Origin of the sequence: Kitasatospora sp. NPDC059088 (genome assembly GCF_042738155.1) — a bacterium.
Lineage (GTDB): Bacteria > Actinomycetota > Actinomycetes > Streptomycetales > Streptomycetaceae > Kitasatospora.
In genome coordinates this window covers 57,151-69,801 of record NZ_JBHYGR010000026.1, presented here as the reverse complement: position 1 = coordinate 69,801, position 12,651 = coordinate 57,151, and the positions used below count along the sequence as shown (strand labels likewise).

The 12,651-nt window shown below is 72.2% G+C and carries 15 protein-coding genes; 10 read left to right on the top strand and 5 right to left on the bottom strand.

The window, feature by feature from the left end; translation table 11 throughout:
* Positions 1–2: 2 nt before the first annotated feature.
* Positions 3–374, bottom strand: coding sequence for a helix-turn-helix domain-containing protein (locus tag ACFWXO_RS14655; protein ID WP_380524226.1), 372 nt, complete (start codon positions 372–374; stop codon positions 3–5).
* 180 nt (positions 375–554) lie between these two features.
* Here ACFWXO_RS14655 and ACFWXO_RS14650 point away from each other — a divergent pair, with 180 nt between their 5' ends.
* From ACFWXO_RS14650 to ACFWXO_RS14635, 4 genes are all read left to right on the top strand, one after another.
* Positions 555–1,001 (top strand): roadblock/LC7 domain-containing protein, encoded by a 447-nt coding sequence (locus ACFWXO_RS14650; RefSeq protein ID WP_375888317.1) that lies wholly within the window; start codon positions 555–557, stop codon positions 999–1,001.
* The gene (locus ACFWXO_RS14645) at positions 998–1,351 is read left to right on the top strand and encodes a DUF742 domain-containing protein (protein ID WP_375888319.1); all 354 of its coding nucleotides are present in this window, start codon (positions 998–1,000) and stop codon (positions 1,349–1,351) included. Before ACFWXO_RS14650 ends, ACFWXO_RS14645 begins: the two co-directional genes overlap by 4 nt.
* Before the next feature lie 88 nt (positions 1,352–1,439).
* Positions 1,440–2,006, top strand: coding sequence for an ATP/GTP-binding protein (locus ACFWXO_RS14640; protein ID WP_375888485.1), 567 nt, complete (start codon positions 1,440–1,442; stop codon positions 2,004–2,006).
* Positions 2,003–3,196 carry a cytochrome P450 gene (locus tag ACFWXO_RS14635; protein ID WP_375888322.1) on the top strand — a complete coding sequence of 398 codons (1,194 nt, stop codon included), beginning with the start codon at positions 2,003–2,005 and terminating at the stop codon, positions 3,194–3,196. The genes ACFWXO_RS14640 and ACFWXO_RS14635 overlap by 4 nt, the downstream gene beginning before the upstream one ends.
* A 60-nt stretch (positions 3,197–3,256) precedes the next feature.
* On the opposite strand, the gene msrB is transcribed toward ACFWXO_RS14635, so the two are convergent.
* From msrB to ACFWXO_RS14615, 4 genes are all read right to left on the bottom strand, one after another.
* Positions 3,257–3,667 (bottom strand): peptide-methionine (R)-S-oxide reductase MsrB, encoded by a 411-nt coding sequence (gene msrB, locus ACFWXO_RS14630; protein ID WP_375888324.1) that lies wholly within the window; start codon positions 3,665–3,667, stop codon positions 3,257–3,259.
* Between the two features lie 22 nt (positions 3,668–3,689).
* On the bottom strand, positions 3,690–5,078 hold the full coding sequence (gene murC / locus ACFWXO_RS14625) for a UDP-N-acetylmuramate--L-alanine ligase (protein WP_380524223.1): 1,389 nt from the start codon (positions 5,076–5,078) through the stop codon (positions 3,690–3,692).
* Between the two features lie 124 nt (positions 5,079–5,202).
* Positions 5,203–5,664, bottom strand: coding sequence for an indole-3-glycerol phosphate synthase (locus ACFWXO_RS14620; RefSeq protein WP_380524189.1), 462 nt, complete (start codon positions 5,662–5,664; stop codon positions 5,203–5,205).
* A 51-nt stretch (positions 5,665–5,715) separates the two neighbouring features.
* Complete coding sequence (locus tag ACFWXO_RS14615; RefSeq protein WP_375888332.1) at positions 5,716–6,507, bottom strand: pyrimidine reductase family protein; 792 nt, start codon at positions 6,505–6,507, stop codon at positions 5,716–5,718.
* Between the two features lie 121 nt (positions 6,508–6,628).
* Here ACFWXO_RS14615 and zapE point away from each other — a divergent pair, with 121 nt between their 5' ends.
* From zapE to ACFWXO_RS14585, 6 genes are all read left to right on the top strand, one after another.
* The gene (zapE, locus tag ACFWXO_RS14610; RefSeq protein WP_380524221.1) at positions 6,629–7,675 is read left to right on the top strand and encodes a cell division protein ZapE; all 1,047 of its coding nucleotides are present in this window, start codon (positions 6,629–6,631) and stop codon (positions 7,673–7,675) included.
* Positions 7,676–7,730: 55 nt separating this feature from the next.
* Complete coding sequence (locus ACFWXO_RS14605; protein ID WP_375888335.1) at positions 7,731–8,108, top strand: type II toxin-antitoxin system RelE/ParE family toxin; 378 nt, start codon at positions 7,731–7,733, stop codon at positions 8,106–8,108.
* Entirely contained in the window at positions 8,105–8,413 is a 309-nt protein-coding gene (locus ACFWXO_RS14600; RefSeq protein WP_375888337.1) for a helix-turn-helix domain-containing protein, read from the top strand. The genes ACFWXO_RS14605 and ACFWXO_RS14600 overlap by 4 nt, the downstream gene beginning before the upstream one ends.
* A gap of 44 nt (positions 8,414–8,457) precedes the next feature.
* Entirely contained in the window at positions 8,458–10,548 is a 2,091-nt protein-coding gene (uvrB, locus tag ACFWXO_RS14595) for an excinuclease ABC subunit UvrB (protein ID WP_380524186.1), read from the top strand.
* A 247-nt stretch (positions 10,549–10,795) separates the two neighbouring features.
* Entirely contained in the window at positions 10,796–11,374 is a 579-nt protein-coding gene (locus tag ACFWXO_RS14590) for a TerD family protein (protein ID WP_380524185.1), read from the top strand.
* A 191-nt stretch (positions 11,375–11,565) separates the two neighbouring features.
* Positions 11,566–12,546 carry a TerC family protein gene (locus tag ACFWXO_RS14585; RefSeq protein ID WP_380524184.1) on the top strand — a complete coding sequence of 327 codons (981 nt, stop codon included), beginning with the start codon at positions 11,566–11,568 and terminating at the stop codon, positions 12,544–12,546.
* The last annotated feature ends 105 nt before the right edge of the window (positions 12,547–12,651 follow it).

The window sequence follows — 12,651 nt, the reverse complement described above, 5'->3', positions numbered from 1 at the left end:
CCTCAACCCGCCCGCCCCACATTCCGCGCGCCCCGCCCGCGCCTCCCGAGGCGGCCACCCCCGCCCCCCCGCCCCCCCACACCCCCCCCCCCGGCCCCCCCCCCGCCCCCCCGCCCCCCCTCCCGCTTGCGGGCCACCGAGTCGAAGAAGTTCCGGTAGGCCGTGTCCAGATCCCGGAGGGACTGGATCAACGGATCCACGCCCACCGAGGCGAGCCACGCCCGCTCCGGAGTCTTCTTCGCCGCTGTGATGACCTGCTTCTGCAAGTCCGTGGCCTTCGGGTACGGCAGGCCGTCCTTCCAGGCGTCCCTCCGTGTCGCGAGGGCGTCGTTGTACACCACCCGCGCGCACCCGAACGTCCGTGCCAGAGCCACGCGCTGACTCGCCGTCGGATAGGCGCGATAGGAGTACCTCAGATGCACACGATCAACCTAGCCGGAGCCACCGACAACGGCTCCTACCCACATGCCTTGAGCCCGCACGCCGCTGTGCGGCAGGGCGGAACGGCCCCCATTTCCCCCGGCCGACGCCGGGAGCACCCTGGGAGTACAAAAGTGAGCAGCTCGCCCAGCCCGACCGCCACCGAAGAGATCTCCTGGGTGCTGAACCCGCTGCTGGAGCTCCCGGGGGTGCTGCACGCGGTGGTCGCCACCGGTGACGGCCTCGTCGAGGCCGCCTCCGACGGCCTCGGCCGGGCCTCCGCGGAGCGGGTCGCCGCGATGACCGCCACCGTGCACGCCGCGGCCCGCGCCTTCACCACCGCCTTCACCGACGTCGAGCGGCCGCGGCTGGCCCAGACCGTGGTGGAGTCCGACCTCGGCTACGCCATCGTGGTCCCCGCCGGGGAGAACACCTCGCTCGCCGTGTTCACCGCCCCGGACGCCCAACTCGGCAACGTGGCCTACCAGATGCAGCTCCAGGTCGCCGCCCTCGGCCGGGCCCTGGCCAGCCCGCCCCGGCAGCAGGAGGCCGGCGCGCAGGGCACCCCGACCGGGTCATGAGCGCCGTCCCCCGCAGGCGGATGGTGCCCGCCTACCTGGCCACCGGCGGCCGCAGCCGCCCCGGCACCGACGGCTTCGAGCGGCTGACCGTCCTGTTCGCGGACCGCGCCGAACCGCCCGGCGACCTCGACCCCGAGCACCGCCGGCTCTGGGAGCTGCTGCGCCCCGGCGCGCTGACCGTGGTGGAGGCCGCCGCGCACCTGCGCCTGCCGGTCAGCGCCACCGTCTTCCTGGCGGCCGACCTGGTCGAGGCGGGCTGCCTGCGCGCCCGCGCGCCGATCCCGCGCGCCCAGCAGACCGACCGCTCCATCGTCGAGAGGCTCCTCGTTGGACTCCGTGCGCTCCGGTGACCCCGGCAGCGGCCCCGGCCCCGGCCAGGACCTCCCGGCCGCAGGGCCGAGCCGGGTGGGCTACCTGCCCGACCGGGACCAGCTGCTGATGAAACTGGTGGTCGCCGGCCCGTTCGGGGTCGGCAAGACCACGCTCATCCGCACCCTCTCCGAGATCGCCACCCTGCACACCGAGGAGGCGATGACCGAGACCGGGCGGCCGGTGGACGACCTGGCGGGCCTGCCGGAGAAGACCACCACCACCGTCGCGGTGGACTTCGGCCGGCTCACCCTGCCCGGCAACACGGTGCTCTACATGTTCGGGACCCCCGGCCAGCGCCGCTTCTTCCCGCTCTGGCAGGACATCGCCCGCGGCGCCCTGGGCGCGCTGGTGCTCGCCGACACCCGCCGACTGGCCGACTCCTTCGAGATCATGGACATGGTCGAGGAGCAGGGCCTGCCGTACGCCGTCGCCGTCAACACCTTCCCGGACTCCCCGGAGCACCCGCCCGAGGTGCTGCGCGCCCACCTGGACCTGCACGCCGCGACCCCGCTGCTGCTGTGCGACGCGCGCGAGCGCGGCAGCAGCCTCGACGCGCTGATCGCCCTGGCCGAGCACGTCCTGGAGACCCTGCCCGCCACCGCCACCGCCACCGATCCCCAGGAACGCCCGTGACCGTCGAGACCCGACCGACCCCGATCTACGGCCCGGTCTTCGCCGCCGACCCCCAGCTGGTGTACGAGCGGCTGCGCCGCCACGGCGCCGTCGCCCCGGTCGAGATCGCCCCCGGCGTCGAGGCCCTGCTGGTCACCGACTACCAGGCCGCCCTGGACCTGCTGCGCGACACCGACACCTTCTCCAAGGACTCCCGCGCCTGGCAGGCGACCGTCCCGCCGGACTCCCCGCTGCTGCCGGTGCTCGGCTACCGCCCCACCGCGCTGTTCAGCGACGGCGCGACGCACGCCCGCTACCGCGCGGTGATCACCGACGGCCTGGCCCTGCTCGAACCGCACCGGCTGCAGCGCCAGGTCGCCGAGGTCGCCCACCAGCTGATCGACCGCTTCGCCGCCGTCGGCAGCGCCGACCTGATCGCCGAGTACGCCCGCCAGCTGCCCGCCTTCGTGCTGACCACCGGGTTCGGCGTGCCGGAGGAGGAGCACGCCGAGGTGGTGGCCGCGATCACCGGGCTGATCGAGTCGGGCGCCCGGGCCGGTGCCGCGTACGGCAAGCTCGTCGCGGTGGTCACCGCGATGGTCGCCGAGCGCCGCGAACGCCCCCGGCACGACCTGGCCTCCTGGTTCGTCACCCACCCGGTCGGGCTGGACGACGACGAGGTGATCCGGCAGATCACCCTGACCATGATCGCCGGGCACGAGCCGACCACCAACCTGATCGGCAACGCCCTGCTGCGGCTGCTCACCGACGCCCGCTACGCCGGCTCGCTGTTCGGCGGCGCGATGACCGCCCACCAGGCGATCGACGAAGTGCTGTGGCACGAGCCGCCGATGGCCAACCTCTCGGCCCACTACCCGCGGTACGACATCACCTTCCACGGGCGCGAGATCGCGGCCGGCTCGCTGGTGCTGGTCTCGTACGCGGCCGCCAACTCCCAGGCGGCGCCGGCCACCGACGGCACCGAGCTGCGCAGCGGGGAGAGCGCCCACCTGGCCTGGGCGGCCGGCCCGCACGCCTGCCCGGCCCGGGACCCGGCCCTGCTGATCGCGATCACCGCCATCGAGCAGCTGACCAGTCGGCTCAGCGACCTCGAACTGGCCACCCCGGCAGGTGAGTTGCTCTGGCGCCCGGGCCCGTTCCACCGCGCCCTGGTCCACCTGCCGGTCCGCTTCGCCCCGGTCGCGGGATAGCCGGCCGGACAGCGCCGAGGGCCCGGCCGCCGGAGCGGTCCGGGCCCTCGGCGCCGGCGGTCAGCTCTCCTCGACCGGCCGCAGGGTCAGCGAGATGCTGTTGATGCAGTACCGCTGGTCCGTCGGCGTGCCGTAGCCCTCGCCCTCGAAGACGTGCCCCAGGTGCCCGCCGCACTTGGCGCAGCGCACCTCGACCCGGCGCATGCCGAGCGAGGTGTCCTCGATGTACTCGACCCGGTCCCCGGCCAGCGGCGCGTAGTACGAGGGCCAGCCGCAGTGGCTGTCGAACTTGGTCTCGGAGCTGAACAGCTCCGTCCCGCAGGCCCGGCAGGCGTACACGCCGACCGTCCTGGTGTCGGTGTACTCGCCGACGAAGGGCCGCTCGGTGCCCGCCTCGCGGAGCACGTGGTACTCCTCGGGGCTGAGCTGGGCGCGCCACTCGGCCTCGGACTTCTGGATCTCGTAGCTCATCACGACTCCCGCTCGGCGTACGTCAGACGTTGGAAGCAACGTTCGCGAGGTGCTTGAGAATTTCGGGCCCCAGGTTGGTGACGTCGCCGGCGCCCATGGTGAGCAGCAGGTCGCCCGGGCGGGCCAGGCCGGCCAGCAGGGCGGGGGCGGCGGCGAAGTCGTGCTCGGGGGTGACGTCGGCGCCGGCCCGGCGGGCGGCGTCGAGGATCAGCTCGCTGGTGACCCCGGGGATCGGGTCCTCGCGGGCCGGGTAGATGTCCAGCACCACCGAGGCGTCGGCCAGCGCCAGCGCCCGGCCCATCTCCTCGGCGAGCTGCTGGGTGCGGCTGAACAGGTGCGGCTGGAAGACCACCAGGACGCGGCCGTCGCCCTCCAGGCCCTCCCGGATCGCCTCCAGGTCGGCGGTCATCTCGGTCGGGTGGTGGGCGTAGGAGTCGATCACCTGGACGCCGGCCGCCTCGCCCTTGAGCTGGAGCCGGCGGCGCACGCCGGTGTAGGCGCCGAGCGCCTTGGCGAGGTCGGCGGCCGGGACGCCCAGCGCGACGCCGGCGGCCAGCGCGGCCACCGCGTTGTGGGCGTAGTGCCGACCGGGCACCGAGACGGTGAAGGTCAGCTCCTCGCCGTCCAGCAGGACGGTGACCTCGCTGGTCATGCCGTGGGCGACCACCGACAGGACGCGCAGGTCGGCGTCCTCGGCGGCACCGACGGTGACCACGTGGAGGCCCTCGCGGGCGGCCACCCGGGAGGTCAGTTCGCGGGCGCCGTCGTGGTCGGCGGAGACGACCAGGGTGCCGCCGGGGGTGATCCGGCCGACGAAGGTCTCGAAGGACTCGTAGATCTCGTCGATCGAGGCGTAGTTGGCGTGGTGGTCCAGCTCCACGTTGAGCACGATCGCCACCTCGGGCGCGTACTTGTGGAAGCTGCGGTCGCTCTCGTCGGCCTCGGCGACGAAGATCTCGCCGACGCCGTGCCGGGCGTTGGAGCCGGGCGCGTCCAGGTCGCCGCCGATCGCGTAGGACGGCTCCAGGCCCAGCTCGCCGAGGGCGACGGCGAGCATGCTGGTGGTGGTGGTCTTGCCGTGGGTGCCGGCCACCGCCAGCGCCCGGCGGCCGCCCATCAGCGCGGCCAGCGCGTCGGAGCGGTGCACCACCGGGATACCGCGCTCGCGGGCGGCGACCAGCTCGGGGTTGTCGGCGCGGATCGCGCTGGAGACCACGATGCTGCTGGCGCCGTCCGGCACGTGCTCGGCGGCGTGGCCGACGTGCACGGTGGCGCCGAGGGCGCGCAGCGCGAGGACGGTCTCGGACTCCTTGGAGTCACTGCCGGAGACGCTGGCACCGCGCACCGCGAGGATCTTCGCCAGGCCGGACATCCCGGCGCCGCCGATGCCGATGAAGTGCGGGGCGTGCAGGTCGTGCGCGGCGTCGTTCAAGGCGTGGCTCCGTACGGGCGGGATCTGGTGGGCAGGCGGCCGGGGTGCGAATCGTCCTCGCGGGCGGACCGCAAGGACGATTCTGCACCACCGGCGGGCGGAGTCAGGAGTCGCTGGCGAAGAGCCTGAGCACCGGCACCCCCACCTTGTGGCGGGCCTGGGAGGCCCAGTCGCGGTGGAAGAACTCCTCCACGAAGTGCGGCGAGGTGAGCACCACCACCTCGTCCGCCTCCTGTTCGCGGACCACGGCGCGCAGCCGGTCCAGCGGTTTCTCCTCGACCAGCTCGCCGACCGCCTCGGCCCCGGCCCGGCGCAGGTGGCGCAGGCTGTGCTCCAGCGATTCGCCGGCCACGGTCGGGCCGCCCGCGGACTCGTCGTGCTCGTGCACCACCTTGTCGAGGTGGCCGAGGGCGACGTCGTCGAGCGCCCGCAGCAACTCGTCCTGCTTGCCGCGCGGCTGCATCAGGACGACGAAGGACACCTTCTCGTCGCTGTGGAGCGTGGTGACGAGCTCCACGTCCGCGTCCGAGAGCGCCTTTTCGATCATCAGTACCGTCTTGAACACGTGAGTCCCTTCCAGTGGCCGGCCCCCGGGCCCCGGCATCGCATAACGGGATCACGATCGGGGGGTCACGGGGTCATCCGAACCCAGGTGACGCAGGTAGCGGGTGAAGAGGAATCCTTTCTGCTCGATCAATGAGACCAGCCGCATCCGCTGCACGTCCGGCATTTCCGCATCGCGGACGATGCGCGGCGCGTCGCCGCCGGTGACCAGCGGGGCCAGCGACAGGCACAGCTCGTCCAGCAGTCCCGCCGCCGCCAGCTGCCCCAGCAGGCGGGGGCCGCCCTCGGTCAGCAGCCGCGTCCAGCCCCGCTCCACCAGGGCCGCCACGCCCGCCCGCAGGTCCACCGAGCCCTGCCCGGCGAGCACCAGGTCGGCCACCCCGGCGACCGCCCGGCGGCGCTCCTGCGGGGCGTCCTCGACGGTGATCACCACCGTCCTGACCAGCGGTTCCGTGAACAGCGGCGCGGTGAGGTCGAGGTCCAGCGAGCGGCTCACGATCGCGATCGCCGGGGCCGGGGACTGCCCCGCCGCGGCCCGCGCGGCCGCGAAGTCCGCCCGAGCCCGGGCCGGCCGGTAGCCCTCCGCCCGGACCGTCTCGGCGCCCACCAGCACCACGTCCGACAGCGCCCGCAGCACACCGAAGATCCGCTTGTCGGCGTCCCCGGAGAGGCCCTCGGAGAGGCCGTCGAGCCGCGCACCGCCGTCCAGCCCCGCCACCATGTTGGCCCGCAGCCACGGGCGCCCCCGATTCACCTGGTCGGGGTACGCGTAGACGGCGGCGAGCGATTCCAGGTCGGACGGATCGGCGACCGGAGCGCCCAGCGGGCTGATCAACTGTTGCATGTCCCCAGTCTTCCACCGCGGGGCCGGCCGGGGCCGGGAGCGGGTTCGGAGGGCGCGGGCACCAGGCGTACCCTCTACTAACGTGCCCGCAGCCTCCCGCCCCGCCCCCGCGACCGAGTCGATAGCCGCCGAGAGCCCGGCCGGCGCCCCGATCGCACTCACCGAACGCCGCCCCGTCGTGCCCGCCGAGCGGCTGGTCGCCGAGATGGTCCCGCCGCCCCGGTTCGCCGAGGTGAGCTTCGGGACGTACATCCCGGACCCGAACCAGCCCAGCCAGTACGAGGCCGTCCAGGTCCTGGAGCAGTTCGCGGCCACCCTCGGAGGGGGAAACGGTTCCGCGCCCAAGCGCAGCTGGTTCCGCCGCTCCGCCCCCGCGCCCACCGGCCCGGCGGGGGTCTACCTCGACGGCGGCTACGGCGTCGGCAAGACCCACCTGCTCGCCTCGCTCTGGCACGCCGCCCCCGGCCCCAAGGCCTTTGGCACCTTCGTCGAGCTGACCAACCTGGTCGGCGCGCTCGGCTTCCAGCAGGCCGTCCGGACCCTCTCCGGGCACACCCTGCTCTGCATCGACGAGTTCGAACTGGACGACCCGGGCGACACCGTGCTGGTCTCCACGCTGCTCGGCCGGCTGGTCGAGAACGGCGTCAAGCTGTGCGCCACCTCGAACACCCTGCCGGAGAAGCTCGGCGAGGGCCGCTTCGCCGCCGCCGACTTCCTGCGCGAGATCCAGGGCCTGTCCGCCCACTTCCGCCCGATGCGGATCGACGGCCAGGACTACCGCCACCGCGGCCTGCCCGACGCCCCGCCGCCGTACCCCGACGACACCGTCGAGGCCGTCGCCGCCCGCACCCCCGGGGCCTCGCTGGACGACTTCGACGCCCTGCTCGCCCACCTCTCCGCCGTCCACCCCAGCCGCTACGGCGCGCTGCTGGACGACGTCAGCGCGGTCTGCCTGCGCGGCGTGCACCAGGTCGACGACCAGTCCACCGCGCTGCGCCTGGTCGTCCTCGCCGACCGGATGTACGACCGCGAGCTGCCCGTCACCGCCTCCGGCCTGCCCTTCGACCAGGTCTTCCCGGAGGACATGCTGCGCGGCGGCTACCGCAAGAAGTACCTCCGCGCCGTCTCCCGCCTGGTCGCCCTGGCCCGCGACAGCGCCAAGAACTGAGTCCGTAACCTCCCCGCTGTTCGGTCGTTGGGCCAACGGCCGAACAGGGGGGCACGTGGCTGACGACGAATCCCGGCCGGGTTACGAGATCGAGATCGAGCCCGAGGTCCGGACCTGGCTCCGGAACTGCTCCGTCACCGAGTACCGGGCGGCCGAGCGTGCCGCCGACCGGCTCGCCGAGGACGGCGAGACCCTGCCGTTCCCGTTGGCGAGCCATCTGGGCGGGCCGCTGCGGGAGCTCCGGGTCGGGCCGCTGCGCATCACGTACTGGCTCGCACCGGGGCGGAGGGCTGTGCTGCTGACGGTCTTCCGCAAGACTAGGAACCGCGAGACCGATCAGGTCGAACGGGCACGCCGTGCTCAGAAGGTCTGCGAGGCGGAGCATCTGCCCGCCGCCGATCACCAGGTCTACGACCGGGAGGAGCAACGATGAGCAGCGGCTACCACACCCGTTGGGTCGTGCCGCCGGAGCACCGCGAGAGCGAGGAGTACCGGGCGGCCGGGCGGCGGATGGCCCTTGCCGAGGCCGTGTACGCCCGCCGCTCCGCGCTCGGCTGGAGCCCGGCCCAGCTCGCCGAGCGGGCCGGGCTGGACGAGGAGACGGTCGAGAGCATCGAGGAGAGCGGTGTCGACCCGACGCTGCCGCTGATCGAGCGGCTGGCCTCCGCCTTCGACTCCGTCGTGCGGATCGACCCGGCCCGGGAGCCGGCCATGACGTTCGAGGCGCACGCGGCCTGATCGGAACGGCGTCGGTTGTCGGTGGGGCGCCGTACGGTGGAGGCGTGCGTCCCATCACGAGTATTGAGCGGTCCGTGGCGCCCTTCGAGGTCGTCAGTCCCTTCCAGCCCAACGGTGACCAGCCGGCGGCGATCGCCGACCTGGAACGGCGGATCAGGGCGGGGGAGAAGGACGTCGTCCTGCTCGGCGCCACCGGCACCGGCAAGTCGGCTACCACGGCCTGGATGATCGAGAAGCTGCAGCGCCCCACCCTGGTGATGGCGCCGAACAAGACGCTGGCCGCGCAGCTGGCGAACGAGTTCCGCGAGCTGCTGCCGAACAACGCGGTCGAGTACTTCGTCTCGTACTACGACTACTACCAGCCGGAGGCGTACGTCCCGCAGACGGACACCTACATCGAGAAGGACTCCTCGATCAACGAGGAGGTCGAGCGGCTGCGGCACTCGGCGACCAACTCGCTGCTCACCCGTCGCGACGTGATCGTGGTCGCCTCGGTCTCCTGCATCTACGGCCTCGGCACCCCGCAGGAGTACGTGGACCGGATGGTCCCGCTCAAGGTCGGCCAGGAGATCGACCGCGACGTGCTGCTGCGCCGCTTCGTCGACATCCAGTACGCCCGCAACGACGTGGCCTTCACCCGCGGGACCTTCCGGGTCCGCGGCGACACCATCGAGATCTTCCCGGTCTACGAGGAGCTCGCCGTCCGGATCGAGATGTTCGGCGACGAGATCGAGTCGCTGTACACCCTGCACCCGCTCACCGGCGAGATCATCAGCCAGGACGAGCAGATCTACGTCTTCCCCGCCTCGCACTACGTGGCCGGCCCCGAGCGGATGGAGCGGGCGGTCACCGGCATCGAGCAGGAGCTGGAGCAGACGCTCGGCAGGCTGGAGAAGCAGGGCAAGCTGCTGGAGGCCCAGCGGCTGCGCATGCGCACCACCTACGACATCGAGATGCTGCGTCAGATCGGCACCTGCTCGGGCGTCGAGAACTACTCGATGCACTTCGACGGCCGCGAGCCCGGTTCCCCGCCGAACACCCTGCTGGACTACTTCCCGGAGGACTTCCTCCTGGTCATCGACGAGTCGCACGTCACCGTCCCGCAGATCGGCGCGATGTACGAGGGCGACGCCTCGCGCAAGCGCACGCTGGTCGAGCACGGGTTCCGGCTGCCCTCGGCGATGGACAACCGCCCGCTCAAGTGGGAGGAGTTCCTGGGGCGGATCGGCCAGACGGTGTACCTGTCGGCGACGCCCGGCGCGTACGAGCTGTCGCGCGGCGACGGCCAGGTCGAGCAGATCATCCGCCCGACCGGCCTGATCGACCCCGAGGTGATCGTCAAGCCGACCGAGGGCCAGATCGACGACCTGGTGCACGAGGTCCGCAAGCGGGTCGAGAGGAACGAGCGCGTCCTGGTCACCACGCTGACCAAGAAGATGGCCGAGGACCTCACCGACTACATGCTGGGCCTGGACATCCGGGTCCGGTACCTGCACAGCGACGTGGACACCCTGCGCCGGGTGGAGCTGCTGCGCGAGCTGCGGGCGGGCCGGTACGACGTGCTGGTCGGCATCAACCTGCTGCGCGAGGGCCTGGACCTGCCCGAGGTGTCGCTGGTGGCGATCCTGGACGCGGACAAGGAGGGCTTCCTGCGCTCGGGCACCTCGCTCATCCAGACGATCGGCCGCGCGGCCCGCAACGTCTCCGGCCAGGTGCACATGTACGCGGACCGGATCACCCCGTCGATGGAGAAGGCGATCGACGAGACCAACCGGCGCCGGGCCGTGCAGCAGGCCTACAACAAGGAGCACGGGATCGACCCGCAGCCGCTGCGGAAGAAGATCGGCGACATCCTGGACACCCTCGCCCGCGAGGACGTGGACACCGACGAGCTGCTCTCCAGCGGCTACCGGGGCCAGGGCAAGGGCAAGGCCCCGGTGCCGGCGCTGGGCGCGGAGCGCAAGCCGGCCAAGTCGCTGCCGGCCGCCGAGCTGGCGGAGCTGATCCAGGAGATGACGGACCGGATGCACACGGCCGCCGCGGACCTCCAGTTCGAGGTCGCGGCGCGGCTGCGCGACGAGGTCAAGGAGTTGAAGAAGGAGCTGCGGCAGATGCGCGAGGCCGGTGTGGCCTGAGGCCCGCCGTGCGGGGCTTGGCCGGTTCGGCACCGGTCAAGCCCCGCGGTGTCTCATCCTTGCCACAAACCGGGTAACCCGGAGGAGTCGCGGGTGCCGCAGGCCCTAGGCTGGCCTGCGGCATCGCGCCTCCGGGACGGGGTCGCGGGCCGGTAGCAGAGGGGGCCTCAGCCGGGGGACGGCGACGGGGTGTTCCACCGGGGAGCCGTGCGGCAGCGACCGCGCGGCCGGCAGAGAGGACAACGTCGTGTCGGTGAACCTTGCCAAGGGGCAGCGGGTCAGCCTCCAGAAGGGGGCGGGCGCCGCCCTGACCGTGGTGCGGATGGGGCTGGGCTGGCAGGCCGCGCCCAAGCGGGGCCTGTTCGGCAGTCGGACCAGGAAGATCGACCTGGACGCCTCGGCCCTGCTGTACGCCGAGCGGACCCCGTCCGACGTGGTGTTCTTCCAGCACCTGGAGTCCACCGACGGCTCGGTGCGGCACACCGGGGACAACCTGGAGGGCGGCTCCGGGGACGAGGACGACGAGGCGATCCTGGTCGACCTGCTGCACGTGCCGCCGCACGTCACCCAGGTGGTGTTCACGGTCAGCTCGTACACCGGGCAGACCTTCGCCGAGGTGAGCCAGGCGCACTGCCGGCTGGTGGACGAGGCGACCGGGGTGGAGCTGGCCCGGTACGAGCTGGCGGGCGGCGGGCCGCACACCGGGCAGATCATGGCGAAGGTGGTCCGGGACGGCAACGGCGGCTGGGAGATGCAGGCGATCGGCGCCCCGGCGAAGGGGCGGACCTTCCAGGACCTGCTGCCGGCGATCGAGCCCTTCCTCTGACGGTTCTTTACCTTCTTTACCTTTCCTTGCCCGTCCTGTTACTCTCGATGGCAGCGGAGGGGAGTATTCCTCGACAGCCGACCCCGTCATCACGGATGCCCGTCGCGGCATCCCGGGGCGCTGGCCCGACGGGCGGAAGAGACCTCCGGCAGTGACGATGACTGTCTCGCCTACCTGCCGGAGGAGCAGTAGTGGACGTTTCCGTAACCATGTGGGTCACCACGATCGGTGTGCTGATCGCACTGATCGTGGCGGACTTCTTCATCGGGGGGCGCAAGCCGCACGAGGTCTCGATCAAGGAGGCCGGGATCTGGACGGCCGTCTGGGTCGTGCTGGCGCTGCTCTTCGGCGGTTTCCTCTGGTGGCACTCCGGGGCGCAGCCGGCCGGTGAGTTCTTCGCCGGGTACATCACCGAGAAGTCGCTCAGTGTCGACAACCTCTTCGTGTTCATCCTGATCATGGGCAAGTTCGCGGTGCCCAGGATCTACCAGCAGCGCGTGCTGATGTTCGGCGTGATCATCGCGCTGGTGCTGCGGGCGGTGTTCATCGCCGGCGGTGCGGCGCTGGTGACCCAGTTCTCCTGGGTGTTCTTCATCTTCGGCGCCTTCCTGATCTGGACGGCCTGGAAGCTGATCAAGGAGGCCCGGGCCGAGGAGGAGGACGAGGAGTTCGAGGAGAACCGGCTGCTCAAGTCGATCACCCGGCGCTTCCCGTCCACCGACGACTACCGCGGCACCAAGCTGTTCGTCCGGGAGAACGGCCGCCGGCTGATCACCCCGATGCTGATCGTGATGCTGGCGATCGGCACCACGGACGTGCTGTTCGCGCTGGACTCGATCCCGGCCATCTTCGGCCTCACCCAGGACCCGTACGTGGTCTTCACCGCCAACGCCTTCGCCCTGATGGGGCTGCGCCAGCTGTACTTCCTGATCGGCGGGCTGCTCAAGAAGCTGGTCCACCTGAGCTACGGCCTGTCGGTGATCCTCGGCTTCATCGGCGTGAAGCTGGTGCTGCACGCCGCCCACGAGGCCGGTGCGAACGTCCCGGAGATCGGCATCCCGTTCTCGCTGGGCTTCATCGTCGTGGTGCTGGCCGTGACCACCGTGACCAGCCTGATGGCCTCGAAGAAGGCCGAGCAGGCCGAGCGGGAGTCCGAGAAGCTGGACGCCTGACCCCGCCCGGGCGGCAACGCGGAGGGGGGCCGCCGCGCGGCCCGCCGGGCGGGGGGGCCCCCCGCCCCCGGGGCGGGGGCCACCCGCCCGCGCGCCCCCACGCGC